General features: G+C 38.8%; 27 protein-coding genes, 2 tRNA genes and 2 pseudogenes. 30 read left to right on the plus strand and 1 reads right to left on the minus strand.

Translation table 11 applies throughout. From position 1 onward, the window contains the following. Nucleotides 1-6: 6 nt before the first annotated feature. From HRK21_RS10150 to HRK21_RS10170, 5 genes are all read left to right on the plus strand, one after another. Entirely contained in the window at nt 7-1,332 is a 1,326-nt protein-coding gene (locus HRK21_RS10150; RefSeq protein WP_003721442.1) for a PTS sugar transporter subunit IIC, read from the plus strand. Between the two features lie 20 nt (nt 1,333-1,352). Next, nucleotides 1,353-2,081 (plus strand): glucosamine-6-phosphate deaminase, encoded by a 729-nt coding sequence (locus tag HRK21_RS10155; RefSeq protein ID WP_069888478.1) that lies wholly within the window; start codon nt 1,353-1,355, stop codon nt 2,079-2,081. Beyond that, the gene (locus HRK21_RS10160) at nt 2,081-3,034 is read left to right on the plus strand and encodes an aldo/keto reductase (RefSeq protein ID WP_069888479.1); all 954 of its coding nucleotides are present in this window, start codon (nt 2,081-2,083) and stop codon (nt 3,032-3,034) included. Before HRK21_RS10155 ends, HRK21_RS10160 begins: the two co-directional genes overlap by 1 nt. A gap of 17 nt (nt 3,035-3,051) precedes the next feature. Further along, nucleotides 3,052-3,819: a sugar phosphate isomerase/epimerase family protein gene (locus HRK21_RS10165; protein WP_070006789.1), complete on the plus strand. Its 768-nt coding sequence runs from the start codon at nt 3,052-3,054 to the stop codon at nt 3,817-3,819. Nucleotides 3,820-3,935: 116 nt separating this feature from the next. Next, on the plus strand, nt 3,936-5,324 hold the full coding sequence (locus HRK21_RS10170) for a collagen binding domain-containing protein (RefSeq protein ID WP_070006790.1): 1,389 nt from the start codon (nt 3,936-3,938) through the stop codon (nt 5,322-5,324). Nucleotides 5,325-5,370: 46 nt separating this feature from the next. Here the strand turns inward: HRK21_RS10170 and HRK21_RS10175 are convergent, their stop codons facing one another. Then, complete coding sequence (locus HRK21_RS10175; RefSeq protein ID WP_070006791.1) at nt 5,371-5,847, minus strand: hypothetical protein; 477 nt, start codon at nt 5,845-5,847, stop codon at nt 5,371-5,373. Between the two features lie 132 nt (nt 5,848-5,979). Here HRK21_RS10175 and HRK21_RS10180 point away from each other — a divergent pair, with 132 nt between their 5' ends. The 25 genes and pseudogenes from HRK21_RS10180 (at nt 5,980) to HRK21_RS10300 (ending at nt 25,416) form a co-directional block, all read left to right on the plus strand. Further along, the gene (locus HRK21_RS10180) at nt 5,980-6,462 is read left to right on the plus strand and encodes a PH domain-containing protein (RefSeq protein WP_069888483.1); all 483 of its coding nucleotides are present in this window, start codon (nt 5,980-5,982) and stop codon (nt 6,460-6,462) included. Next, nucleotides 6,455-7,930 (plus strand): PH domain-containing protein, encoded by a 1,476-nt coding sequence (locus tag HRK21_RS10185; protein WP_070006792.1) that lies wholly within the window; start codon nt 6,455-6,457, stop codon nt 7,928-7,930. The genes HRK21_RS10180 and HRK21_RS10185 overlap by 8 nt, the downstream gene beginning before the upstream one ends. 149 nt (nt 7,931-8,079) lie before the next feature. Next, nucleotides 8,080-9,459, plus strand: coding sequence for a protoporphyrinogen oxidase (gene hemG, locus HRK21_RS10190; RefSeq protein WP_070006793.1), 1,380 nt, complete (start codon nt 8,080-8,082; stop codon nt 9,457-9,459). Nucleotide 9,460: 1 nt separating this feature from the next. Further along, entirely contained in the window at nt 9,461-9,817 is a 357-nt protein-coding gene (gene acpS, locus HRK21_RS10195) for a holo-ACP synthase (RefSeq protein WP_070006794.1), read from the plus strand. A gap of 18 nt (nt 9,818-9,835) precedes the next feature. After that, nucleotides 9,836-10,942, plus strand: coding sequence for an alanine racemase (gene alr / locus HRK21_RS10200; RefSeq protein WP_003738504.1), 1,107 nt, complete (start codon nt 9,836-9,838; stop codon nt 10,940-10,942). Between the two features lie 205 nt (nt 10,943-11,147). Further along, nucleotides 11,148-11,426 (plus strand): CopG family ribbon-helix-helix protein, encoded by a 279-nt coding sequence (locus HRK21_RS10205; protein ID WP_003724816.1) that lies wholly within the window; start codon nt 11,148-11,150, stop codon nt 11,424-11,426. A 3-nt stretch (nt 11,427-11,429) separates the two neighbouring features. Continuing rightward, a complete protein-coding gene (locus tag HRK21_RS10210) occupies nt 11,430-11,777 on the plus strand; it encodes a type II toxin-antitoxin system PemK/MazF family toxin (RefSeq protein WP_031695189.1) in 348 nt (115 codons plus the stop codon). 250 nt (nt 11,778-12,027) lie between these two features. Further along, nucleotides 12,028-12,864, plus strand: a complete 837-nt coding sequence (gene rsbRA / locus HRK21_RS10215; protein WP_003724817.1) for an RsbT co-antagonist protein RsbRA — start codon at nt 12,028-12,030, stop codon at nt 12,862-12,864. 5 nt (nt 12,865-12,869) lie between these two features. Further along, the gene (locus HRK21_RS10220; protein ID WP_003721457.1) at nt 12,870-13,226 is read left to right on the plus strand and encodes an STAS domain-containing protein; all 357 of its coding nucleotides are present in this window, start codon (nt 12,870-12,872) and stop codon (nt 13,224-13,226) included. Between the two features lie 2 nt (nt 13,227-13,228). Further along, the gene (locus HRK21_RS10225) at nt 13,229-13,639 is read left to right on the plus strand and encodes an anti-sigma regulatory factor (protein ID WP_003738506.1); all 411 of its coding nucleotides are present in this window, start codon (nt 13,229-13,231) and stop codon (nt 13,637-13,639) included. A gap of 16 nt (nt 13,640-13,655) precedes the next feature. Then, nucleotides 13,656-14,660: pseudogene (locus tag HRK21_RS10230) on the plus strand (PP2C family protein-serine/threonine phosphatase). A gap of 148 nt (nt 14,661-14,808) precedes the next feature. Continuing rightward, nucleotides 14,809-15,153: an anti sigma b factor antagonist RsbV gene (gene rsbV, locus HRK21_RS10235; RefSeq protein ID WP_003721460.1), complete on the plus strand. Its 345-nt coding sequence runs from the start codon at nt 14,809-14,811 to the stop codon at nt 15,151-15,153. Beyond that, nucleotides 15,137-15,610 carry an anti-sigma B factor RsbW gene (gene rsbW, locus HRK21_RS10240; RefSeq protein WP_003724820.1) on the plus strand — a complete coding sequence of 158 codons (474 nt, stop codon included), beginning with the start codon at nt 15,137-15,139 and terminating at the stop codon, nt 15,608-15,610. Before rsbV ends, rsbW begins: the two co-directional genes overlap by 17 nt. After that, nucleotides 15,588-16,367 carry an RNA polymerase sigma factor SigB gene (gene sigB, locus HRK21_RS10245; protein WP_003738508.1) on the plus strand — a complete coding sequence of 260 codons (780 nt, stop codon included), beginning with the start codon at nt 15,588-15,590 and terminating at the stop codon, nt 16,365-16,367. Before rsbW ends, sigB begins: the two co-directional genes overlap by 23 nt. Continuing rightward, complete coding sequence (locus tag HRK21_RS10250) at nt 16,368-16,967, plus strand: PP2C family serine/threonine-protein phosphatase (RefSeq protein WP_070006795.1); 600 nt, start codon at nt 16,368-16,370, stop codon at nt 16,965-16,967. It abuts the gene before it with no gap. 204 nt (nt 16,968-17,171) lie between these two features. Next, a complete protein-coding gene (locus HRK21_RS10255; protein ID WP_070006796.1) occupies nt 17,172-18,803 on the plus strand; it encodes a SulP family inorganic anion transporter in 1,632 nt (543 codons plus the stop codon). 70 nt (nt 18,804-18,873) lie between these two features. Further along, nucleotides 18,874-21,051 (plus strand): Tex family protein, encoded by a 2,178-nt coding sequence (locus tag HRK21_RS10260; protein WP_070006797.1) that lies wholly within the window; start codon nt 18,874-18,876, stop codon nt 21,049-21,051. After that, a complete protein-coding gene (locus HRK21_RS10265) occupies nt 21,051-21,518 on the plus strand; it encodes a SprT family protein (protein WP_069888490.1) in 468 nt (155 codons plus the stop codon). Before HRK21_RS10260 ends, HRK21_RS10265 begins: the two co-directional genes overlap by 1 nt. A 52-nt stretch (nt 21,519-21,570) precedes the next feature. Beyond that, a tRNA-Asn gene (locus tag HRK21_RS10270) sits at nt 21,571-21,643 on the plus strand. Nucleotides 21,644-21,646: 3 nt separating this feature from the next. Then, nucleotides 21,647-21,734 (plus strand) — tRNA-Ser (locus HRK21_RS10275). 152 nt (nt 21,735-21,886) lie between these two features. Next, nucleotides 21,887-22,242, plus strand: a pseudogene (locus HRK21_RS10280) (NADAR family protein). Between the two features lie 15 nt (nt 22,243-22,257). Further along, nucleotides 22,258-22,743 (plus strand): SMI1/KNR4 family protein, encoded by a 486-nt coding sequence (locus HRK21_RS10285; protein ID WP_070006798.1) that lies wholly within the window; start codon nt 22,258-22,260, stop codon nt 22,741-22,743. A gap of 54 nt (nt 22,744-22,797) precedes the next feature. Then, entirely contained in the window at nt 22,798-23,190 is a 393-nt protein-coding gene (locus HRK21_RS10290) for an iron chaperone (protein WP_003736083.1), read from the plus strand. 145 nt (nt 23,191-23,335) lie between these two features. Further along, entirely contained in the window at nt 23,336-24,622 is a 1,287-nt protein-coding gene (gene celB / locus HRK21_RS10295; RefSeq protein ID WP_070006799.1) for a PTS cellobiose transporter subunit IIC, read from the plus strand. Nucleotides 24,623-24,702: 80 nt separating this feature from the next. Then, nucleotides 24,703-25,416, plus strand: coding sequence for a GntR family transcriptional regulator (locus tag HRK21_RS10300; RefSeq protein ID WP_003738517.1), 714 nt, complete (start codon nt 24,703-24,705; stop codon nt 25,414-25,416). Nucleotides 25,417-25,567 lie beyond the last annotated feature (151 nt).

Below are 25,567 nucleotides of genomic sequence, written 5' to 3' on the forward strand. Positions count from 1 at the left end.
AACAACATGTCGAGTAAAAACAAACAATCTTTTATGAACCGTTTTATTGCTTTTATGGAGAAATATTTTGAACCTGTCGCAGCTAGAATTGAAAAACAACGTCATATTTCCTCAATAAAAAATGGGATGATTGCTTTGATCTCGGTTTTAATTATTGGATCATTTTCCCTGATTATTTCAGCAATCGGAAATATGTTTCCAGCAGGTTCTGTTGTGAAAGAATTCTTTGTTCAAAATGCAGCAGCGCTTAACTTACCGTTTCAATTTACGTTTGGATTACTATCGATTTATGCTGCTATAACAATTTCCTATAGCCACGCAAAACAAATGAAAGTACCTGTGTTACATAGTGTGATGGCTGCTGTTATGGTGACGCTCATCCTCAATACGAAAATGGTTGACGGGGTGCTTAATACAGAATTTCTGGATTCAAGAGGGCTATTTATCGCCATTTTTGCAGCTCTGATTTCTGTAGAACTTATCGGTTTATTTATTAGAAAAAATATTACGATTCGAATTAAAGGGTTACCAGCGGGGATTGCGACTACTTTTGAAGCAATCATTCCACTAGTAGTACTGCTGTTCAGTGCTGTTGGACTCAGTATTTTAATGCAAAGTGTCACTAGCGGTCAAATTATTCCGGAAGCCTTTACGACGATGCTAGCTCCGGCAATTAATAGTATTGATACGCCTTATGCGGTTTTCCTTATTTGTTTCCTTGAAATGCTATTCTGGTTTATCGGTCTAAATGGTTATGCGATTTTGATTGGTTTTGTGCTGCCATTTATGACACAATATCTAGGAGCAAATGCGGCTGCATATGCGGCAGGAGAACCAATTCCGCACGTATTTGCGCCAAACTTCTGGGATTACTTTATGGGCTTCTCTGGTTCTGGTATTACAGGTGCATTAGTTATCCTTGCGCTATTTAGTAAATCAAGAGAATTAAAAGCGGTCGGAAAAGTGTCCGTTGTTCCAGCGATTTTCACAATTTCTGAACCAGTTGTATTCGGTTTACCAATCTGTTTTAATCCGTATTTATTTATTCCATTCGTACTTGGGACGCCAATTTTAGCAGTAGGACAATGGTTTGTGTTCCACTTTGGTTGGGTGCGTCCACCGATTGCGAATGTTGGTGGCACACCAATTCCACTCGCGCAGTATTTGGCAACAATGGATTGGCGCGCGATTATTTTAATCATCTTTGTTCTCGCGGCAGCCGTTTGCATGTACTATCCGTTCTTCAAAATGTATGAAAAGAGCTTGATTAAAGAAGAAGAAGTTGTATCAGAACGCCAAGCAGCGCACGATGCACTAGACTTGGATTTCTAATAAGAAAGGTTGATTTTAAAATGAAACTAATTATTAATGAAAATGAGCAACTCGTGGCGGAAACAGTGAGCCAAAGAATCATTGAATTGGTAAAGGAAAAACCTGCAAGTTTAATTTGCATTGCTGGTGGAGATACGCCTTTACTAACAATAGAAGCGCTTATTAAAGCGAATCAAGCAGGCGAAGTAGATTTTAGTGAAACGCAATTTGTTGGTTTGGATGAATGGGTTGGCCTTGGACGCGAAACAAAAGGTAGCTGTATCCAAACACTCTATGATGCATTTTTTGATCGTTTGAAAAATGTTTCTAGTGAACAAATTTGCTTTTTTGACGGGAAAGCAACGAGTTTAACGGATGAATGCGCTCGTGTAGACAAGTTTATCGACGACCGCGGCGGAATAGATTTTATTTTGCTAGGGATTGGACTTAACGGGCATATTGGCTTCAATGAGCCATTTGTGCCAGTAGATGTGAACTGTCATGTTGTGGAACTAGACGATGTAACGAAACGCGTTATGAGCAAATATTTTGATACCGATTTGCCACTTACACATGGAATTTCTCTTGGGATGCAACAAATTTTAGCGGCGAAAGAAATATATTTAATAGCAACTGGCGAGAAAAAAATCGATATCGTGAAACAAGTAGTGGAAAAAGAACCGACAGTAGCGATCCCTGCAACACTCGTAAAAGAGTCAAATACAACGCTTGTAGTCGATAAAATTGCCGCAAGTGGGGTGGAATCATAATGGAAAAGATTATCGTTAATGGAAGAAAAAATGGACAAAAAATCGAGATAGCTTGCTCTAATTTAGTGATGGGTGCTGGAGATTTCTTACGGGCAGATAATATGGATTTTGCTGGCCCAGTACTAGATCAATATTTTGAAATGGGCGGGAATATTTTTGATACGGCGCGCCATTATCGTCATAGTGAAAAAGCGATTGGTACGTGGATGAAAGCGCGAGGAAATCGGGATAGTGTTATTATTCAGACGAAAGGCGGGCATCCAGTTCGGGAAGCAAGCGACGTGCCGCGGGTTACTCCGGAAGCAATTCACGAAGATATTTCGGTTAGTTTAGATACGCTACAAACAGATCATGTTGAATTGTTCGCACTTCATCGCGACAATCCAGAAGTGGAAGTGGGTCCTATTATGGAGGCGATGCATAAAGAAGTGGAAGATGGCCGTGTTTATGCTATCGGACTTTCAAACTGGGAGCTCTCGCGTATTATCGAAGCGAATGAATATGCAGTGAGCCACGGTTTGACACCACTAAGCTTTAACAGTCCTAATTTTAGTTTGGCAAAAGTGAATCGACCACGCTGGGAAAATTGTGTCTCAGCAAATGAAGAGATGATTCGCTGGCATGAGGCGACGAATTTGCCACTATTTTCTTGGTCTTCGCAAGCAGGCGGATTTTTCTCTGGTAGGTTTTCTGAGGAAGACAAGAGCGATACGGAAATGGTGGAAGTTTATTATAGTGAGGCGAACTGGGAAAGATACAGTCGCGCCAAGCAACTAGCTAACCAAAAAGGTTGCACCCCGATTCAAATTTCGCTTGCTTATGTACTAACGCAATCATTCCCGACAGCCGCGGTCATCGGTCCAGAAAATGCTGCTGAACTTCAATCTTCTGTTGCAGCAGCCGGAATTACATTAACAGCGTCTGAGGTTGATTGGCTGGATTTAAAGGCATAAGGAAAGGCGGAGAAGCAATGAATATAAAAGAAAAAATAGCAGTCCAACTTTATTCTGTACGAAAAGAAATGGAGCGCGATTTAGAAGGTACACTCCGGAAAATACATGAAATCGGTTTTCGATATGTGCAACTCGATGGTATGCGTGGCAATGATCCTGCGGAGGTACGCCGTTTACTACAAAAATATGAGCTAAAAGTGATTGGCATGCACATCAAGCACGATCGTTTTATGAATGATTTGGATGGTATCATTGAGGAAGCTTATTTCTTTGATTGTAAAACTGTTTTTGACAAATATATTGAAGAAGAGGACCAAACGACAGCGGGTTACACGGCGACAAAAGCGGCGTTAATTAATGCGGCGGAAAAGCTACACCCACTCGGTTTTCGCATTGGTCTTCACAATCCAGAGTATGATTTCAATGAATGCATTCATGGTCGCAGAGTGATGGACTATATTACCGACCCAGTTGACGGTATTTGCATTTATGCAGAACCTGATACCTACTGGATTCGTGCAGCTGGACATGATGAAACAGAATTTATTAAACGCTACAGCGGCCGCGCGCCAATTGTTCATATGAAAGATTTTGTGAGCGGTTTTGAACTAGAAGATATGGATAATAATTTAGTTGAAATAGGAGAAGGTGAAGTGGATTTTCGCGCTATTATTGAATGGGGTGAAGCAAACGGAGTCGAGTACTATTGCATTGAACAAGATAGATCTAAACGAACTATGTTCGAAACACTAGAAGCCAGCTATGAGTATTTATTACAGCTATAAAAGAAAAACGTCAGACTTGTTCTGGCGTTTTTTTTGTGCGCAAAATCATTGTACGGTTTTTAACAAGTATGTTGTGGGAACTATAAAGATAGATGTTTTAAGGGGGAATGAAACAAATGAAAAAAAGATGGTTGGTATTTGCAATTATATGTTTAATTATCATTGGATTTTTAAGTCCAAAAGCAGAAGCTGCAACAGATTACGGGAGCAGTTTTTTTACTAATGTAGCATTACAAAATCAAAACGGGGAACAAGCAACGAATTTTAAGGAAAATAGCAAAGTGCGAGTGGCGTATGATTTTGTCATCACACAGCCCGTTGCAAGCGGAGAAACAATGACGCTTACTATTCCTAATCAGCTAAAATTAATTAATTATGGCGGATTTCCTCTCATGGATTCGCAAGGAAATACTATCGCAAATGCAACCATTGATCAAGCAACGGGAACGATTACATTAACTTTTACCGACTACGTAAATACACATACAAATTTAAGTGGCAGCCTTTATTATAACGCAACTTTTAACAGCAAAAATATTCAAATAGACCAAGTAAATCCCATTCCTTTTCCTGTGAAAAATACGACCCAAACGATAAATGCCTTTATTAGCAAAGTTAATACTGGTGGCGGTACAGGTTCACCAACAATCGTTTTTAAACAAGGGCGAATGGATGATAAAGACTTAAGCATTTTACATTGGACCGTTACTTTAAATAATGCGCTAACACCTATTGATAATGCGGTTTACACGGATACACTTGGTTCAGGGCAAAACTTGCTTGGAAATGCAACAATCAAATACCGCGATGCCAACAAAAAAGTGATAGCCACCAATATCCAACCAATTACACTGGATGCCAATCGGAATTTTGAATTATCTATTGGTACGTTAAATAATCAATCTGTTGTGATTACGTATGATACGAAAATTACGACGAAACAAAAAAGCTATACAAATAAAGCAACTTTATCTGGTGATAACTTAGACCCAGTGTCGAGAAACGCGACAGTGAATGATTACGGTAGTGGTGGACAAGGAAACGGAACACCACCAGTTCCCCCAGTGAAAGAAGAACCACCATTTATCCCAGCTGAAAAGCAACCGATTGAAAAAACAGTCGAAACTGATTTTGGACCACTGGAAGTTGTCAAAGATTCCGAACAAAATGGCAAAATCAAAGTCGTTTATAAAGTAAAAGATGGCGATACTTTACCAGGAGTAGCTAAAAAGTTCGATGTTACTGTGGCAGAAATCAAAGACTGGAACAACCTCACATCAAACACGCTTCAAGCCGGCCAAAAATTACAATTAACCATTGAAAAAACACTCTTATCTAAAATAACCGTGCCACCAGTGCAAAAAGTGGCGAGCACAACGAGAGTAGATGGAGTCGTCGAAGCAACAGGGATTTTGCCGCATACTGGAGATACAAATCCACTTATCCCATTTGTAACTGGGGCAAGTTTAGTCGCACTTGGTTTCATATTTGGACGTAGAAAATAGTGAAAAAAAGAAGCGCTCATTCATATGAGGAGTGCTTCTTTTTTCACTATAATAAATGTCCTTTTTTTCGATGCGTCATTTGTTGGTTTTTAGTTTGATCATGAAACGATTTAGAGCCTTTCTTTGGCTTGTCTGGAAGGTTAATTGTGATGGTTTTGCTCTCGGTTGTCCCATCTGCCATTGTCGCTGTTATTGTCACTAAATTATTTCCAGGTTGCAAATTAGCTAATGTAAATTGATGGTTTTCAGTATGACCAGAAATATTTTGGGTTTGGTTATTTGTTTTAGCAGTGATGGTAGCAACTTCCTCTGTTACAAACATTATCTCTGCACTATTTTTTGTCGTTTCAATATAAGGGTTTTGAATGGAATAAGGTAGAAACATTTCCATTAATTCGCTTGATGTAGCCGTTGTATAGGTACTTCCAGTTGCTTCTTTTTGCGCGTGGGCTATTTCTGGAAGCCAATTTAAAGTTAGCGACAAAAGCGCTATTATTAATAGAACATAACCTTTTTTCTTCATCCTACTCACCTCTTCTTGTTATATTATAAAAAAGAAATATGAACAAACTATGAATAAAACATGATAGATTTAAAAAATCGCTACCAATTTAGCTGTTTTTAACGTAAGATAAAAGAAAAAAGGAGTAGAGCAATGGAACTTGATAATTTAGAAAAGAAATTACCGGAGAAAATTAAAACAGTTTGGCGGCAAACAGAGGGAATTGCTGTTCTTGTTTTTCTGCTTTGTTCGGTTGCAGCGGCAATTATTTTGTATTATACAGGAGTTTCTGTGTGGTGGAGTGCTATCGGTTTTGGATTAACGGTACTTTATGCTGCCTTTATTTACTTATTTATTATTCCATTTCGTTTTGCACGTTGGAGTTACCAAATTAAACCAGACGAAATGGAAATTCAGCACGGCATTATTTTTAGAAGTCGTGTCTTAATCCCGATGATTCGCATTCAACACGTGGAAACGGAGCAAGGTCCACTACTTAGAAGACAAAAACTTGTTTCCTTATCAATTACAACTGCTGCCAAAACACATAAGATTGAAGCGGTAAACGAGTCTGAATCAGATGAACTTAGACATCATATTCTTGAACTTGTGAAGGTGGCGAAAGAAGATGTTTGAAGAAAGGCGCCTCCATCCAATTGCCCTTATTAAAGAAATTATCACGAACGTAAGGCGCAATATTGTTCCTATCGTCGTCGGTTTGTTTTCTGTTTTTCGCGCTGTTAATAGTAACGGTTATTTGCCGGACTGGGCTGTATATTTAATTATTGTCATCGTTATATTACTCATTTTAACCCCCGCAGTCTTAAAATACATAACTTACAAGTACACCCTCGAAGATCAAGGGATTCGCATCAAATACGGTTTGATTTTCCGAAAAAATACATACATACCTTACGAACGCATCCAAACCGTCCAAAAGAAACAATGGTTTTTCTTTATCCCATTTAATGTCTGCCAAATTTTAATCGAAACAGCTGGCGGTAATGGGAAAGCAGAAGCTGATTTAGTCGCTGTACCAGTTGGCGTAGTAGACGAATTAAAAGATTTACGCGATGGTAAAAAAGCGGACATCCAAGAAGCCGTGCCAGAAACCGAGGAAACCACAGTAGAAGTGGCAGAAGCGCCAGAAAAAACGGTCATGCTACAAACAAAACAGCTTATTTTAATGGCAGTAACATCCGGTGGCGTTTTCGGGACTCTCCTTATCGTTCTAGCATTCATGCAACAATTCCGAGAAGTCATTCCGACAGACTGGATGGAAGCCCAAGCAGAACAATTATGGAAAATGGGCATTATCGTGCTAATTGTATTAATCGTCTTAATTCTTTTAGTATTATGGGGAATATCCATTGTGACGACATTGTTCAAGTATTTCCAGTTCAAATTGATGAAATATCCCCATTCACTTGTGGTAGAAAAAGGGTTATTAGAACGAAACCATACAACTATTTCACTTTCGCGCATTCAAGGAATCACCATCATCGAATCACCACTACGACAAATGTTAGGCTTAGTAGCGGTCAAAGTTACTACTGCTGGGAACTCAGGTGATGAAAAACTATCCGGAGACATTTTACTTTTGCCTATTATGAAAAAAGAGTTGGCCTTAAAAACGTTAAAAGAAATGCTACCAGATTATTTATTTGAAATAGAAAAAATGGAACGTGCTCCAAAAGCCAGTTTGCGCAGATTTTTGCAGATTTACTTAATCTGGACAATTATCCCAGCTGCTGTAGCAAGTATTTTATTTTTCCCACTTGGCTTCATTAGCATTATTTTGCCAATTTTAGCAGGGATAAAAGGGATAGCCAGTTACCGTGCGACCGGAGTTTTCACAGATAAGCACACCCTCCTTGTCCAGTCACGCCCTATTTTCTCCAAGTTAACGCACATTATCCGCAAAGAGCGAATTCAAGGTTTGAGCTTAAGACAAAGCATTTGGATGGAAAAAGGCGGATCAAGACACTTAAATGTTTGGCTTAAATCAGGAAGTACGAGCACGGAAGCTTATGTTCGCTATATCAATCAAGATCTGGCTATCAAGGTATACAACTGGTACAGCCCGTCCAAAACAACAAATTAAAAAAGAACACGTCATTTCCCAAAATTCGCTGATTCATAGCGTCTGCAATTTTGGAAATGGCTGTTCTTTTATTTTTTGTTCAATTACCCAGAAATCTGGTAAAATAGATAGAATAAACGAAAGCGTGGATAGAGAGGATTGGTTAAGTAGTGAAACATATAGTCATTATCGGAGGCGGCTTATCAGGGCTGGCAGCAGCGTATGAACTACAAAAAACACATCCGAATTATACTTGGGAATTAGTAGAGAAAGACGAAAAACTAGGCGGGAAATTTGAAACGGTCAAACGAGACGGATTTTTAATGGAAAAAGGGCCAGACTCCTTTTTAGCAAGAAAACCAGCTGGTGTGAGCTTAGTGAAGGATTTAGGACTCGAAGATAAGCTGATTGCGAATGCGACCGGAAGATCCTATATTTATCATCAAAAAGCGCTTCATCCGATTCCAGAAGGCTCTGTGATGGGAATTCCGACAGACAAAGAAGCGCTGCTAGCAAGCACACTTGTATCGGAAATTGGCAAAGCTCGGGCACTTCAAGAACCAACAATAGAACGAAATAACCAAGAACAAGATCAAGCACTTGGCGATTTCTTTGAAGCGCGATTCGGCAAAGAATTAGTCAAAACAATTATCGAACCACTTTTATCAGGAATTTATGCCGGGGATATATACAAAATGAGTTTACGCGCCACTTTTCCGCAATTCGAACAAACGGTTAAAAAATATGGAAATTTGATGGATGGTTTAAAAGAAAGTAGCATGCAAACGACAGGTACAAAAGCAACTATTGGTGCTTTCCGAACTTTAGAAGGCGGGCTAGACGCTTTACCGAAAGCCATTGCCGCCGCACTTCCAAAGGAAAACGTGCATACAGCAAAACAAGCAACGCATATTGCAAAAAAGAATAGCTCTTACGAAATTTCGTTTGCAGATGGCGATAAAATGGAAGCTGATGGCGTCATTATCGCTGCCACACATGATGCACTCATTCATTTATTAGCAAAAACAACGACAGAACCATTTGCAGGACAACCGCTCACGACTCTTGCAACTGTCTCATTAGCATATAATGAACAAGATGTACCGATTTTACCTGATGGGACGGGTTACTTAGTTGCTAGAACTGCGCCGTATAAAACCACCGCTTGTACATGGGTGCAGAAAAAATGGCCGCATATGGTGCCAAAGAATAAAATGTTACTACGAGGCTTTGTTGGAAAAGCAGGGGAAACTTGGTTAGAGCAAGCAAGCGATGAAGCAATCGTTTCGGCTGTTTTGACAGATTATGCGGAAATTATGGACCTTCACGCCGCACCACTTTTTTATGAAGTAAGCCGAATGAAATCCGCGATGCCACAATACTTAGTCAATCACCAAGACCGGCTAAAACAATTGAAAAAGAACATTAAGGCAGATTACCCGGGTGTTTATTTTGCAGGAATGAGCTACGAAGGTGTTGGTATTCCTGATTGCATCGCTGGGGCACAAACAGCTATTAAGGAATTAGCAGAATACTTGGAAGAGGTGTAACATGATTAAAGGAATTGGACTAGACATGATAGATTTGGAACGTGTAAAACAAGTTGTGGAAAAGAATCCGCGCTTTATCGAACGCGTTTTAACAATTAAAGAAATTGAGCAGTTTGAAAAATACGAAGGTAATCGCAAAATCGAATTTTTAGCTGGACGTTTTGCAGCTAAGGAAGCATATGCAAAGGCGAATGGAACTGGTTTTGGCAAACATTTAAGTTTTACGGATGTCGAAATCTTGCAAGTAGAAGATGGTCGCCCCCATGTTACTTTACCAGTCAAATCAGGCGAAAACATTTTTGTTAGCATTACCCACACAGCTAGATCAGCCGCAGCTCAAGTGATAATTGAAATTTAGAAAGGAACGTGAACAATCATGGTGATAGGCTGGCATCGTCCTACATGGATTGAAATAGACCGCGCAGCAATACGCGAAAATATAAAAAATGAACAAAGGAAACTCCCGGAAAATGTGGATTTATGGGCAGTTGTCAAAGCTAATGCGTATGGGCACGGAATTATCGAAGTTGCTAGAACAGCGAAAGAAGCTGGTGCAAAAGGTTTCTGTGTCGCCATTTTAGATGAGGCGCTGGCTCTTAGAGAAGCTGGATTTCAAGATGACTTTATCCTTGTTCTTGGTGCAACTAGAAAAGAAGATGCGAATTTGGCGGCTAAAAACCACATTTCTCTCACTGTTTTTAGAGAGGACTGGCTAGAGAACCTAACATTAGAAGCGCCACTTCGCATTCATTTAAAAGTAGATAGCGGTATGGGGCGTCTTGGGATTCGTACGGTAGAAGAGGCGCGGCAAATCGAAACCACGATCGCGAGCGACAGCCAACTACAACTAGAAGGTATCTACACACATTTTGCAACAGCTGATCAACTTGAAACTAGTTATTTCGAACAACAATTAGCTAAGTTTCAAACGATTTTAACGAGTTTAAAAAATCGCCCAACTTATGTACATGTCGCCAATTCAGCGGCTTCCTTATTACAGCCACAAATAGGTTTTGATGCGATTCGCTTTGGTATATCGATGTATGGATTAACCCCATCCACAGAAATCAAAACTAGCTTACCGTTTGAGCTTAAACCAGCACTTGCACTCTATACCGAGATGGTTCATGTAAAAGAACTCGCACCAGGTGATAGTGTGAGCTATGGAGCAACCTACACTGCAACAGAACGAGAATGGGTTGCAACGTTGCCAATTGGCTATGCAGACGGATTGATTCGTCATTACAGCGGTTTTCATGTTTTAGTAGACGGGGAATTTGCCCCAATTATAGGGCGCGTTTGTATGGATCAAACCATCATAAAACTGCCCCGCGAATTTCAAACTGGTTCAAAAGTAACGATAATTGGCGAGGATCACGGTAATGTGATAACAGCAGATGACGCTGCTCACTATTTAGATACAATTAATTACGAGGTTACCTGTTTGTTAAACGAGCGAATACCTAGAAAATACCTTCATTAGGAGGTAATATTCGTGCTTTTTTTAGAAGAAGCGTTTATAATCTAACATATGAAACTTTATAGCTATATATAGGACTTAAGGGAGTACATCAGCTAGAACTGTAACATTCTTAACAATAAAATGCGAAATAACTCTTTTCTTCAAGGCGTGATAATGGTACGATATAGTTGTTACTTACAGGTACGAGGCTTTGGGGGTGTGACACGTGTTAGAGAAAGAAAAGCGGATGATAATATCCGTAGAACTGACACAGGAAATGATACAAGAACTCGACGTAGTTGTAGAAAAAGAAAAAATGGGGCGGAGTGAAGTTATAATGGAAGCAACGCAACAGTTTTTACAAGAGAAAAGGGCTCGCGAATTAAGAGACGAGATGGAACGCGGCTATGCAGAGATGGCGACAATTAATTTCGCTATCGCATGTGAGTGTACCCATGTCGAAGCAGAAGCAGAAGACAGGAATATTAGTATTTTAGGAGGTTAATGGCTGATGGTGAAGCGTGGTGATGTATACTACGCGGACCTTTCCCCCGTGGTCGGCAGCGAGCAAGGGGGAATACGGCCTGTTCTCATCATTCAAAATGATATTGGTAATAGATTCAGTCCAACTGTGATTGTGGCAGCAATAACTGCAAAAATTCAAAAAGCAAAATTGCCAACACACGTGGAAGCTACTCGCAAAGATGGCTTTGAGAGAGATTCTGTCATTCTTTTAGAACAAATTAGAACGATTGACAAACAGCGCCTGACAGACAAAATTACACATTTGGACGAAGAGTTAATGGCCAAGGTAAACAAGGCACTTGAAGTTAGTCTAGGAGTAGTAGAATTTTAACCCCATCCTAAAAAAATAACATACAATGATGAATGCAGGGCAAAAGGGTCTGACGTAAATAATAGTTTAATACATAATGAAATAATTAACTGCTCTGAAGAAACAGTAAGGACATCAGAAACCTACAAACAACGCGTATCAATATACTCGCTAAATGTGTTTCTAATGTCTTTTTTAAAAGGCAGTTAAGCAAACCGCACAATTATAGAGAAAATTTTTTTAATAGTGGAGAAAGGTTGGAAAATAACTGATGTATAAAGATTTTGCAAACTTCATCCGTACAAATAAAGCAGATTTACTAAACAATTGGATGAATGAAATGGAAAAACAATCAGATCAGCTAATCAACGACATTGCAAAAGAAGCAATGTACGAAGAAACTAGCAAAGAATTTGTGGATTTAATTGTTTCGAATGTTACCGAAAATGGCTCTAAATTCAATGAAAAACTAGATGATTTTGCAGAGAAAGTGGTCCACCTCGGTTGGCCGATTCATTTTGTCACCACTGGCCTACGTGTTTTTGGGCTTTTAGTATATACAGCAATGAGAGATGAAGATTTATTTTTAAAGAGAGAAGAAAAACCGGAAGATGATGCCTATTATCGCTTTGAAACATGGCTTTCCTCCATGTATAACAAAGTGGTCACTGCCTACGCAGATACGTGGGAAAAGACAGTTTCTATCCAAAAAAGTGCACTACAGGAATTATCGGCACCACTTTTGCCAATATTTGAAAAAATTTCTGTAATGCCCCTAATTGGAACGATTGACACAGAAAGAGCCAAGTTAATCATAGAAAACTTACTAATAGGCGTTGTAAAAAATCGGTCAGAAGTGGTTTTGATTGATATTACGGGAGTTCCTGTTGTTGATACAATGGTTGCGCATCACATCATTCAGGCGTCCGAAGCGGTTAGACTTGTCGGCTGTCAGGCGATGCTTGTAGGGATTAGACCAGAAATCGCGCAAACAATCGTTAACCTAGGAATTGAATTAGATCAAATTATCACGACCAACACAATGAAAAAAGGCATGGAGCGTGCGCTAGCCTTGACGAACAGAGAGATAGTAGAAAAAGAGGGGTGAATACTGTGGGGATACCAATCTTAAAGTTAGGTGAATGTTTATTAATTTCTATCCAGAGTGAATTAGATGATCATACTGCGGTAGAATTCCAAGAAGATTTACTTGCAAAAATCCATGAAACGTCGGCCAGAGGAGTAGTCATTGATATCACTTCCATCGATTTTATTGATTCATTTATTGCAAAAATTCTTGGAGATGTAGTAAGTATGTCTAAACTAATGGGTGCAAAAGTGGTTGTAACTGGGATACAACCAGCAGTTGCGATTACACTAATTGAACTCGGGATCACGTTTAGCGGAGTACTTTCGGCGATGGACCTTGAAAGTGGTCTGGAAAAACTTAAACAGGAATTGGGGGAATGAACATGACATTCCAATCCTGTGTAAAGATAATAAATGAATGGGACATTGTAGCTGCAAGGCAACTAGGTAGAAAAATATCCAAAGAAATTGGTTTTGGAACAGTTGACCAAGCAAGAATTACAACTGCCATCAGTGAATTAGCTAGAAATATTTTCCTTTATGCTGGACGAGGAGAAATCTGTATTGAAAAAGTAAGTGAATCTGGTAAACAAGGAATGATTATTGTTGCCAAAGACAAAGGTCCAGGTATTGTAGACATCAGAAAAGTAATGCAAGATGGTTATACAACATCGGGCGGACTTGGAGCAGGTCTTCCAGGAGTCAAACGTTTAATGGACAGTTTTGATATTGAATCCAGTATTGAAGGCGATTCAAAAGGAACGGTAATTACAACAACGAAATGGGTTCGGTAAGGAGATCTAGAAAAAAATGGAAAAAGCTTTTGAGGGGAAATACCGTGATATTCTTATTCAGTATTTAGAACATCAAGATGAAGAAATTCTTTATACTTGCGAAAAATTATCCAGAGAAGCTATGGAAGAGCGAGTATCACCAGAAGAAATTGTCCATTTACATCGCTCGGTTCTTGAACTATACGGAAAAGAGTTGCCGGATTTCGTACGATTATCATTTGATGTACTACTTGAAATAATGGTAGGCTACGGCTTAGCTTATATGGAACATCTTAGTCTAAGAACCGAGCAAAAAGAATTACGTAGTGAAATCGCTCAAGCGGAAGATATGCAAAAAACGTTAATGAAAACAGAGGTACCGGAACACGATGAACTTGATTTTGGGGTTATTAGTGTCGCAGCCAGACAAATGAGTGGTGATTACTATAGCTTTACAGAAGAAGGAGATAAACAAATCGGTATCGCGCTTGCTGATGTTATTGGTAAAGGAATTCCAGCCGCATTTAGTATTTCTATGATAAAATACGCATTAGCTGGAATGACCGGAGATGACAGAAAGCCATCTATTGTGCTTGAATCATTAAACCAAGTAGCGGAAGAAAATATTAACGACAATATGTTTATCACGATGTTTTATGGGCTTTATCATGAAGATACATATTTGTTTGAATATGGGTCAGCTGGACATGAGCTGGGCCTCTACTATCAACATAAAGAAAACAGCTTTTCTGACTTATACGCCAAAGGTTTACCACTCGGCGTAGATAAAAATGCTGTCTACCGTCAATTTGATAAGAAAATTGAAGTGGGCGATGCCATATTTATTATGTCAGATGGTGTAACTGAAACAAGAACTGCTAATGGTTTCATCGAACGTGAAGAATTAACGGAAATTATTGCAGCACATATTTCGTTATCAGCTGAAAAAATGGTACATGCGATTTATGATTAATTAGTTAAAATGCAAAATTTCGAGTTGCATGATGACTTTACGCTTATTTGCATTAAGCGAACTAAATAAGAAGAAGTGAAGACGGACCTCATTCTTTAGAGAACATTTACTGGTGAGTAAACGTATTTAAAGAGTGGAACGTTTTTATTTTTGGATGTTTTAATTTTATTTGTTAGGGTAAAATCGACAGTATACTTAAATTAGATGGGGTGAAGTGATGAATATTAGTATAGAAATAAAAGAGCGTGATACTGACCACATAGATATATTTGTTGCTGGGGAGATTGATGCTTATACAGCGCCAAAGGTAAAAGAAGCTCTAGAAGTGTATCAAGTAAAAGAGGGTATTGTACTTCGAATCGATTTAACAGAAGTAAGTTACATGGATAGCACCGGATTAGGCGTATTTGTAGGAGCGTTTAAAAGCTTACGTCAACGCCAAAGTGAACTTGTCTTGTTTGGTTTAAGCGACCGACTTTTCCGATTGTTTGAAATCACAGGATTGTCAGATATCATTGAAATCAAAAATGTAGAGGGTGAAATGAATGGCAACAATGCATGACAAAATTACATTACAACTTCCTGCCAAGCCTGAATATGTTAGTTTAGGTAGACTTTCATTATCAGGAATTGCAAGTCGCGCAGGATTTTCTTATGAAGCAATTGAAGATTTGAAAATAGCCGTAAGTGAAGCCATCACTAATTCTGTAAAGCACGCATTTAAAGGAGAAGATGATGGGGAAATTACAGTAGAATATCTTATTTATGAAGACAAATTAGAAGTTCGTGTTTCTGATAATGGAACAAGCTTCGACTTAGAAACTCGTAAACAAGAAATTGGCCCATATGAAGTAGGAGAAGATGCGGAGATGATGCGTATCGGAGGTCTAGGTTTATTTTTAATTGAAACATTAATGGATGACGTGAAACTTTATTACGATGAAGGGGTTTCTGTCGTAATGACCAAATATATTAATGAAAAGCAGGTGGAGGAGAATGCCAAAAGTATCTCAACCTGATAAAGAAGCAAAAGAAAAAGTGTATATTTGGATTGCCGCTTATCAAGAAAACGGTGACGAAGATGCCCAGTATAATTTAGTCGTTCATTATAAAAATTTAGTAGAATCGATTGCCCGCAAATATTCCCAAGGTAAATCTTTTCACGAAGATTTAGTTCAAGTTGGAAATATCGGTTTGCTTGGTGCTATTAGACGTTATGACGCGACTTTTGGGAAAAGCTTTGAAGCATTTGCTGTGCCGACGATTGTTGGTGAAATTAAACGTTTTTTGCGTGATAAAACATGGAGCGTACATGTACCGCGTCGAATTAAAGAATTAGGTCCAAAAATTAAAAATGCCGTGGAAGAGCTAACAAGAGAATTGCAAAGCTCGCCGCAAATTAGCGACATTGCTGATTTCATCGGTGTCACGGAAGAAGAAGTTTTAGAAGCGATGGAAATGGGAAAAAGTTACCAAGCACTTTCTGTAGATCATTCGATTGAAGCAGATTCGGATGGAAGTACCATTACGTTACTTGATGTAGTTGGTGGTACGGATGATGGATTTGAGCGTGTGAATCAACGTATGCTCTTAGAGAAAGTTCTCCCAGTTTTAGATGAGCGAGAACAGAAGATTTTGCAATTTACATTTATTGAAAATCGCAGTCAAAAAGAAACGGGTGAACTACTCGATATATCACAAATGCATGTGTCTAGAATCCAACGTCAAGCTATTAAAAAACTTCGAGAGGCGTTGCAGAATGAGGAAGTGGAGTAAATGAACAAGGCAGTTGAATCAAATAATTTATTTGTATTTCAACGTTCTAAAGCATTACAACAATACTGCGGGGATGTTTATTTTACCCATGAAGACAAAAATGGTTTTTTGTATGTTCTTTCTGATGGACTTGGGAGCGGGCTCGAAGCTAATAGAGCGGCCAAAGCGACCGTTGATGCCATAAAAGAGGATATCCATGCAGATATTACCGATATGCTTGAAAAAGCGAATCAGGCTGTTTCAGGACTTCGTGGTGCTGCGGTAGCTATTATTAAAGGTGACTACTTAACGAAGACCCTTTATTATACTGGTATGGGTAATATTCGGTTTTATATGATTGGGATGGAAGATAAGCTTATTTTTCCGCTTTCTGGTTCTGGATTTTTGTCCGGTCGAAAACAGAAATATCGGTTGCAATCATTTAAATATAAACCAGGCAGTAAGTTTTTAATGCATTCAGATGGACTTGTTCTTTCTCGCGTTAGAAAAAGCCTAGAATCGCCACTTTGTGTAGTGAAAATCGGGCATTTAATCGAGCGTAATATATTAGATATTCCAACAGATGATGTTACTTTTATAGTTGGGAAATTTCCGGAATAACAAAACACCTTTTAAACTAGCAATCGTTTAAAAGGCGTTTTTTTCGTAATGGACATGAGAACTTAGTCTATTTATGGTATATTAGAATAGAGCGCTAGTTTTTTATACTTAATCATGTGATAAATATCACTTAATAAGCGTGAAGCAATCTTGCTTTGCGTTTTTTCGCGCGGATTAAAATATAAATTAGAGAGAAGGAGCAAATTGAAGAAAGTTTGGTTGAATAGTGTAAAAGATTATACGTGGGCGAGATTTAGGAAAGACTTGCTTGCGGGAATTATCGTGGGCATTATAGCTTTACCACTAGCGATGTCCTTCGCGATTGCATCAGGTGTGAGTCCGGAATATGGGATTTATTCGAGTTTTGTAGCCGGAATAATCGTTTCTATTTTCGGGGGATCGAAGTTTCAAATTGCCGGCCCAACTGGCGCTTTTATTCCAGTGTTACTCGGAATCGTATTAACTTATGGTTATCAAGATTTACTAGTTGCTGGGATGATGGCAGGGGTCTTACTTTGCTTAATGGGGATTTTTAAAATTGGAGCATTAATCAAATTTATTCCACGACCAGTGACAATCGGATTTACAGCCGGGATTGCTGTCACGATTTTTATGGGGCAGGTGGGGAACTTCCTCGGTTTAACAGGTATGGAAAAACATGAATCATTTGTCGCGAATATGAATGAGATCTGGTTACATTTAGATTCATGGAATTTCTATAGTGTGCTCATTTCCTGTATTTGTATGCTTGTCTTATTTATTTTTCCGAAAATTTTACCGAGAATTCCAGCACCACTTATTGGACTTGTGATTACGACGGCGATTGCTATGCTATTTTTCCCAGATGCGCTTCCGACGATTGGGTCAGCGTATGGAGATATTCCGAGTACATTTCCTCCGTTTGAATTTCCCGATATGACTTTTGCGAATATGAGTAAATTGATTGGGCCAGCTTTTGTTATTGCGATGCTCGGTGGGATTGAATCGCTTCTTTCGGCAGTTGTGGCAGATGGAATGACGAATACAAAACACAATAGTAATCGCGAACTCATTGGGCAAGGTATCGCAAATATTGTAACGCCAATGTTCGGCGGGATTCCGGCAACGGGAGCTATCGCAAGAACGGCAACCAATATTAATAATGGCGCAACAAGCCGTGTCTCAGGCGTTATCCACGGGATTTTCGTTTTACTCACTTTACTTGTACTTGCACCAGTAGCTGTCAATATCCCAATTGCTGCAATGGCGCCGATTTTAATGCTAGTTGCTTGGAATATGAGCGAACGAAAAACCTTCCAACACATTATTAAGTTAAAATCGGGTGATACGTTAGTTCTGATTATTACTTTTTTATTAACAGTGTTTGCAAGCTTAACTGTGGCCGTCGAAGTTGGTTTACTGCTGGCAGTGGTGCTTTTCGCTAAACAAATGGGAAGTTCGATGCAAATTGAAGAAATCGAACCAGAAGGCGCCGAAATTGCTCCTCATTTACACGAGAAAATGAGTATTTTTACTATTCGTGGGCCATTGTTTTTTGGTGCAGCACAGATTTTTCAACAAAATATTATCAAAGCAATCCATGTTAAACCAAAATATCTTATCTTGCGAATGGGGAAAGTACCGATTATTGATGCTACAGCAGAAGGCTATTTCCACCAAATTGAAAAAGAATTTTCGAAGCAAGGCGGGCAAATTTTGATTACTGGACTAACAGATAAAGCGAAAGAAAGTTTGAAAGGTAGCGGACTTTACGACCGAATCGGCGAAGAACACTTCTTTTCCCATACCGAAGATGCAATTCATTATGCGGAAAATGCTTTAAATAAAGGAGACTGATAGCTTTTGTCAGTTGAAACGTAATTATGTTACACTTAGTAGATAATGAAATAATTGGAGGCTATCAAGTATGGAACAAATGCAAGATAAAATAATAAAATTAGTCCAAAAATCGCTAACGTATAAACCAGCGCAAATCAATGCCGTTATCAAATTAATGGAAGAAGGTAACACAGTTCCATTTATCGCGCGTTACCGTAAAGAAATGACTGGTAGCTTAGATGAAGTAGAAATCCGCGATATTGAAGAAACATTTGAATATGTAACAAAATTAGAAACTCGTAAAGAAGAAATTATTCGCCTAATAGATGAACAAGGGAAATTAACAGACGAGCTGAGAGCAGCCATTACCAAAGCAGAAAAACACCAAGCGCTCGAAGATTTATATCGTCCTTATAAACAAAAGAAACGCACAAAAGCAACGATTGCGAAAGAAAAAGGATTAGAACCGCTTGCTGATTGGCTAATGAGCTTCCCTAGTAATGCGGACCCACTGAAAGAAGCAGCAAACTATATTTCAGAAGAAAAAGAAGTAGCGTCAGCAGAAGATGCTTTACTCGGCGCACATGAAATCATCGCGGAACAAATCAGTGATGAGCCTAGTTTCCGTGAGTGGATTCGTAACTTTACGCGCAAATTTGGGATGATTGAATCCAGAGCGAAAAACGCTGAAGCAGACGAAAAAGGCGTTTATGAAATGTATTATGAATTTAACGAAATGATTGGTAAGGTAGCAAGTCACCGTATTCTTGCATTTAACCGCGGGGAGAAAGAAGACATTTTACGTGTACAAGTCCAAGTAGATACGACAAAAATTTTCCAATATCTATTTGAAAAAGTGATCCAAAATCGTAATTCTCCAACACGACCATACGTAGAAGAAGCGATAATGGATGCTTATAAACGCTTTATCGGACCGGCAATTGAACGTGAAATTCGCGGTGAATTAACAGAAAAAGGCGAAGAACAAGCCATCCATATTTTCTCCGAGAACTTGCGCAAACTACTTTTACAACCACCTTTAAAAGGAAAAATTATTCTTGGGGTCGATCCGGCTTTTAGAACAGGTTGTAAATTCTCTGTATTAGATCAAACCGGGAAAGTGCTAGAAATCGGCGTTGTTTATCCGCATACAGCAAAAGCGCGTCGTCCTGAAGCAAAACAAAAAATTGCGGAAATTTTATCCACATACAAAGTGGAAGTTATCGCAATTGGTAACGGAACAGCGTCACGTGAAACAGAGCAATTTATTGTGGAAGTGATTCGTGAATCGAAATCGAGCGCTTATTATTGTATCGTCAATGAAGCTGGCGCGAGTGTTTATTCAGCGAGTGAAACTGCCCGCGAAGAATTCCCGGACTATCAAGTAGAAGAGCGTAGCGCCGTTTCGATTGGTCGTCGTTTGCAAGATCCACTAGCGGAACTTGTGAAAATCGATCCAAAATCTGTAGGCGTAGGGCAATATCAACATGATGTAGCACAAAAGCGTTTAAATGAAACATTAACTTTCGTCGTTGAAACGGCCGTTAACCAAGTGGGCGTAAACGTTAATACGGCCTCGGCTTCTCTGTTACAATATGTTGCTGGCTTAAACAAGACAGTCGCAAATAATATCCGTAAATATCGCGAAGAAAACGGCTCGTTCGCTTCTCGTAAAGAGTTGAAAAAGGTTCCCCGTCTGGGCGCGAAATCATATGAACAAAGTATCGGTTTCTTACGTATTTTGGAAGGTGAAAATCCACTTGATAAAACCGCAATCCACCCTGAAAGTTATAAGGCAGCTGAACAAATTGTAAAAGCAGCTGGTTTCGGATTGAAAGATATTGGTAGCGAGGATTTAAAAGCTGCACTTCAAGCACTTAGTATCCCAGAAGAAGCAGAGAAATTAAGCATTGGTAAAGAAACCATGCGCGATATCATTGATAATTTAATTGCCCCTGGTCGCGACCTTCGTGACGAGCTTCCAGCACCACTTTTAAAACAAGATGTTATTTCGATGGAAGATTTAAAACAAGGCATGGAATTACAAGGAACCGTTCGGAATGTAGTTGACTTTGGCGCATTTGTTGATATTGGTGTGAAACAAGACGGCCTTGTGCATATTTCGAAACTAAGCAATTCTTTTGTTAAAAACCCGATGGATGTCGTTTCAGTAGGAGACGTTGTAACTGTTTGGGTAGATGAAGTAGACACAAAGAAAAACCGTATTGCTTTAACTATGCTAAATCCTAATGGAAGTGTTAAATAATGAATCAAGCAGAATTGCAGCGACACATGGAAGAAGTGTCGCTGCAATTTTTCCAAAAAGAATTTCGCCACCAAGCCATGTTTAATGCGCGCTTACGAACCACTGGGGGTCGCTATTTGCTAAAAAGTCATAATATCGAAATGAACCCCAAGTACCTAGAAAACTTTGGATTAGCGTACTTTATCGGGATTATGAAGCATGAACTATGTCATTATCACCTTCATTTAGAGAAAAAAGGTTATCAGCATCGCGATCAAGATTTCCGTGAGTTATTAAAAAAAGTAGACGCACCGAGATTTTGTGCAACGATACCACGTGAAATTACCATGCATGAATATACATGCAAAAGTTGCGGGAAGTCCTTTTTAAGACAACGCAGATTCAATGTGAACCGTTATCGCTGTGGCAGTTGTGGTGGAAAATTAATACAAACAGGTTCCAAGAAAATTTATACAGAAAACGCATGAAAAGTCTTGCAATTTTGCCAGGTTCTGCGTATACTAGTGGAAGTCAGATAATTCCACAGTAGCTCAGTTGGTAGAGCAATCGGCTGTTAACCGATCGGTCGCAGGTTCGAGTCCTGCCTGTGGAGTTTGGGGAAGTACTCAAGTGGCTGAAGAGGTGCCCCTGCTAAGGGTATAGGTCGCTCGCGCGGCGCGAGGGTTCAAATCCCTCCTTCTCCGTAATAACTTATAAAGACATTGTTTAGGAAACTAAGCAGTGTCTTTTTTTGTGGAAAAATAGCGATGGATTTGCGTCTATATGTATGCTAAAGTTATTTGGAAAGATAAGCTCAAGTTGCAAAAAACATAACGTAAATACTCGGAGGTGCAAAATGAAGGTTATCCATTTTTATAGTGAAAATGCGGACTATGGCTGTTTTTCTAATTTCTCTTTACATCCAGTTGTCATAGATGGTGTGACTTATATGACTACAGAACACTATTTCCAAGCGTAAAAGTTTATGGATAAAAAGCTTATTAAGAAAGTAATTAATGTGAAAAAACAATTGATGTAGCAAAAGTAGAGCAACATTCAGAAGTGAAAGAAAAACTTTTAGCCACTGGAAATGCTATTTTAGTGGAACATACGGAAAATGATTATTATTGGGGCGATGGTGGAGATGGCTCGGGAGAAAATCGTCTAGGCAAAATTTTGATGAAAGTTAGAGACGAATGGAACGCTAAATAGTGGGAGGTAGCTTAAATGGAACGAATAAATCATTTTCTTGCATGGGCTAAAAATAATAATTGGCAAATAGATTTGTCTGCTGTAGAGAAAAAATTTCCAGAGCAGATTTTAAAAAGATATGTAAATATACCAGACGAATATAAAGCTTTTTATGCGCAAATTAACCTTTGCTGTAATGCGGCTGATACTTGTTGGTTTTTGTCGGAAGAAGATTTTTTAGAGAATGGGGATGACGCCTTTTCGGGGAATTCTTTTGAAGAAATGAGTTTAGAAGCAGCAGAAGGTGATAAAAATTTAGAGAATAAAATAAAACTATTTTGGAATACACATTTACCAATTATGATGAGTGTTGGTGGTAGTTATGAATATTATGCTATCGCTTTAAATGACGGAAGTGTTGTTCATAGTTCGGAACCTGAATTTGAAGAAAGTCTGGTTGTAGCAGACTCGTTTGCGGATTTTTTACTGAAAATCGTTGCTGGTGAAGTTGTGATAAGTTAAATTGTATTAGGAAATTTGCTATAATAAGAAAAACGTTTCAGAAAGGAAAGGACTATGGATAATAAACTAGAATTTACAACGATTGATGAATATATTACCCAAGCGCCACCGGAAACAAAAGAAGTGCTGCAAAAAATCAGAGAAACGATTAAAGCTGCTGCACCGGAAGCAACAGAGAAAATAAGTTATCAAATGCCGACTTTTTATTTGGAAGGGAATCTGGTGCACTTCGCTGTTGCAAAAAATCATTACGGGTTTTATCCAGCTTCTAGTGGCATTGCGGCGTTTGAATCTCAGCTTGGAAATTACAAGCATTCCAAAGGTGCTGTACAGTTTCCAATCAAAGAAGAAGTCCCTTATGAGTTAATTAAAGAAATGACACTTTTCCGACTAGCAGAAAATAAGCAAAAAGCAGCAGAAAAGCTAGCAAAAAAGAAGAAAAAATAAGAACGAGACTTTCATTGTGATGATGGAAGTCTTTTTTTGTTTGGTCTTTTATTTTAAAAAGACTAGACATTTAATATTAAATGAGTATAATAATAAATAGAAAACGTTTTCTTTTTAGAAAAATATCATGTTTGGGGGAAGTAAAGTGAATAAGTTTATGGAGTTACTTGGGGAAAAGTTAATGCCTCTTGCTGCAAAACTAGGAGAGAATAGGTACTTAACCACTTTAAGAGATGCATTCATGTTGGCATTTCCGCTAACAATGTTTGGTTCGATTGCGGTGGTTTTAATGAATCTACCATTTTGGAGTGATGAAACGAAGGCAGTTTTACAGTTGTATCTCGGGAATGCCCAAAGCGCCACGATGAGTATTATGACTGTCTTTGTTGTTTTTGGAATTGGATATTCACTATCTAAATATTATAAAGTTGAAGCAATTTATGGAGGGGCAGTTGCCCTTGCTAGCTTCTTGATTTTAACGCCATTTTTCTTTAATAGTCCTGATGGAGAGCTTATTACCGGAGCGCTTTCGTTAGATCGACTTGGGGCAAAAGGAATGTTTATCGGAATGATTACTGGTTTTATTGCTGCAGAATTATATCGATTTTTTGTTCAACGGGATTGGACAATCAAAATGCCTGCAGGAGTTCCACCTGCTGTAGCTAAATCATTTGCAGCACTTATTCCCGCTATCTTAACATTAAGTATTTTTTTAGCAATTAATGTTATAGTACAATTCTTCTTCCATACAAACTTACATGATGTTGTTTATACTGTTATTCAAAAGCCTTTAGTGGGGCTGGGTTCAGGAATTGTTCCAACACTAATCGCTTTATTTTTTGTCCAAGTATTATGGTTTTTCGGCCTGCATGGTCAAATTATCGTCAACTCGGTAATGGACCCGATTTGGAATACGTTAATGCTTGAAAATTTAGATGCCTATAAAGCTGGACTCCCATTGCCGCATATTATTACGAAACCATTTATGGAAGTCTTTACTGTTGGTATGGGCGGATCTGGAATGACTTTAGCAGTCGTTATTGCGCTAGCATTCTTAATGAAGAGTAAGCAAAGTAAAGAAATTGGCCGATTAGCACTTGGACCTGGAATTTTTAACGTTAATGAGCCAGCACTTTTTGGTATGCCAATTGTATTGAATGCTACGATTTTAATTCCATGGATTATTGCACCTTTGATTGTAACTACCCTGAATTATTTCGTAATGGCAGCTGGTATTGTTCCTGCTCCAACCGGGGTTGCTGTTCCTTGGACGGTGCCCATTGTAATCAATGGAATTCTCGCAACCAACTCATGGCTAGGTGGGGCGCTACAAGTAGTCGATTTCTTCATCGTTCTCCTTATTTGGTACCCATTCTTAAAACTAGTCGATCGTACAAATATTGCGAGAGAATCAGAGGCGGCTATCAAATAAGTTATGTTTTCCTTTTCGATATGCTATAATTTGACTAGAAATGACTAGACATTTTTAATTCAAGTGAAGGAGCGATCGAATTGGTTAAGTATGAATTGATTGCAGCAGATATCCGCGAAAAAATAAACAATGGTACTTACCCACCAGAATCCATTCTTCCTGATCAAGTAAGCTTATGTAAAGCCTATGACTGTAGCAGAATGACAATAAAAAAAGCCTTTGACGTTTTAGCGCTTGAAGGACTTGTTTACCGACAACGGGGTGCAGGAACTTTTGTGATGAAAAATGCCTTAGCTAATAAGCAAGACGCGAGTTTACGGGATTATGACGGTTTGACAAAAATGATGGGAGATAATCGAATCTCAAGTAAAATTATTGCATTCGATATTGCTTTCCCAGATGAAAAAACACAAGAACAACTTTTAATAAAAGCAGACCAGCCGGTGTACAAATTGATTCGGTTACGGCTCTTGGACGGCGCACCATATGTGTTAGAGCATACAACGATGCCGGCAGATTTAGTTCCTGGTTTAACAAGAGAAATTTTACATCATTCGATTTATGCATACTTACAAGACACATTAGGACTCGTGCTAAGCGGCGCCTTTCGGAAAATTAATGCCGATAAGCCATCTGAGTATGACCAAGAATATTTAGCATGCGGAAAACATGATCCAGTGTTAGAAGTGGAGCAAGTTGTGTATTTGAAAGATGGTAGACCAGTGGAATATTCTAGGTCAAGACACCGCTATGATACGAGAAGTTTTATTATGGTTGATCATCGGGAAAAGTGAAGGAAAGTCAGCGTGCCATAAAGCATTGCTGACTTTTTTATTCGAGTAAAAATGCATAAAATGTAGAAGATAAAAAAATTGTAAATAAAATTAGAAAAAGCCGTTGACAGTCACTCAGATTATGTTATAATAAAAAAGCTGGTGTAAGAGA

It is taken from the genome of Listeria monocytogenes, from assembly GCF_013282665.1.
In the GTDB taxonomy this organism is placed as follows: Bacteria; Bacillota; Bacilli; order Lactobacillales; family Listeriaceae; genus Listeria; species Listeria monocytogenes_C.